The 1285-nt window shown below is 43.8% G+C and carries 1 protein-coding gene; it reads left to right on the top strand.

Annotated elements, in window-relative coordinates; all coding sequences use genetic code 11:
* Positions 1 to 62 precede the first annotated feature (62 nt).
* Positions 63 to 1271, top strand: coding sequence for an IS91 family transposase (locus ACCI49_RS24670; RefSeq protein WP_371841913.1), 1209 nt, complete (start codon positions 63 to 65; stop codon positions 1269 to 1271).
* The last annotated feature ends 14 nt before the right edge of the window (positions 1272 to 1285 follow it).

Genomic DNA, 1285 nt, shown 5'->3' on the forward strand with positions numbered 1-1285 from the left:
GTTGTACAAACCCGCTACGCGGGAGTGGTGCCACTTTCAAATTATAAGAGGCATTTTAGAAAATGCATAACCGGGTATTGCAAAATATATTTTCTGCGTACAGTGGTTATTTATCTAAAACTGCGCAACCACTAAAAAATTTGAAGGCTATCTCATCGATTCAAGGGTGCCGTACAAAAGCGATGGGAAGCAGTTATTATCGCTGTAAGCACAACCATGTAACTGAACAGTATCATTCCTGCAGACACAGAAGCTGCCCCCTCTGTTCAGGTCGGAAACAGCTACAGTGGGTTGATCAGCAGCGTCGCAAGTTATTTGATACAGAACATTTTCATGTTGTCTTTACAATACCTCATGAGTATTTGCCGTTGTGGCAATACAACGAGGAGAAGCTTACAGATTTGCTGTTCTTTTCAAGTAAAGAAACGCTACTTGAATTGATGGCCAGTAAAAAATACCACGGAGTAATCCCTGGGATGCTTATGGCACTGCATACTTGGGGAAGACAATTAACTTTACATCCCCATATACACTGCTTAATAACTGCTGGGGGTTTAACTGTAAGGGAAAGCTGGAAAGAAACCGGTGAGTACTTATTACCTATACGAGTTGTTAAGGGTCTTTACCGGGGAAAATTTCAAGCACTGCTACTGGAGCAGTATCGAGCCGGGTTGCTAAAACTTCCTCCAAATTGGTCAGATGGCCAATTTGATATCCTTTTTAAAGCTTGCTATCGCAAAGAATGGTCAGTTCGCATTCAGGATCGATATGATCACGGGCAAGGTGTACTACTGTATTTTTCACGCTATATCAAAGGTGGCCCACTCAAGCCAAAGCAGATCTTGAATGTGGATTCTAAGGCTCTGGTGTTTCGCTATTTTGATCACCGTGATCAGCGGCGTAAACAACTGAGTTTGAAGCCAAAAGAGTTTCTAAGACGAGTATTGCAGCACATACCCCCGGCAGGCAAACATATGGTACGGAGTTATGGATTATATGCTGGAAGCAATAAGAGAAAGCATGATCTATGTAGTGATCTGGTAGGGTTAATGAAAGATCAAACACTCCCGGCTGGATTGCAAATCCAAGATCTGGTGGTAGAGTGTGGGCAGTGTGATGAGCCCACAAAATTGAGTTGCAGAGTGTGGCCTAAGGCGAAAAAAGGAATTTCCTTTATAAAGGGAGAGGAGCGGACAGATGGTGCCAGCGGTCTTGTACAACAATACGATGAACCTGACACTGCAGGAGAGGGGCTGTTTAGTTCGGCCTAAATCCAGTGCCAGGC

The sequence above is a fragment of the Microbulbifer epialgicus genome, from assembly GCF_041447265.1.
Taxonomy (GTDB): domain Bacteria; phylum Pseudomonadota; class Gammaproteobacteria; order Pseudomonadales; family Cellvibrionaceae; genus Microbulbifer; species Microbulbifer epialgicus.

What these genes read in the sequence shown, in the direction of transcription:
- ACCI49_RS24670 (WP_371841913.1), top strand. Translation starts at nt 63, where the DNA reads ATGCATAACCGGGTATTGCAAAATATATTTTCTGCGTACAGTGGTTAT.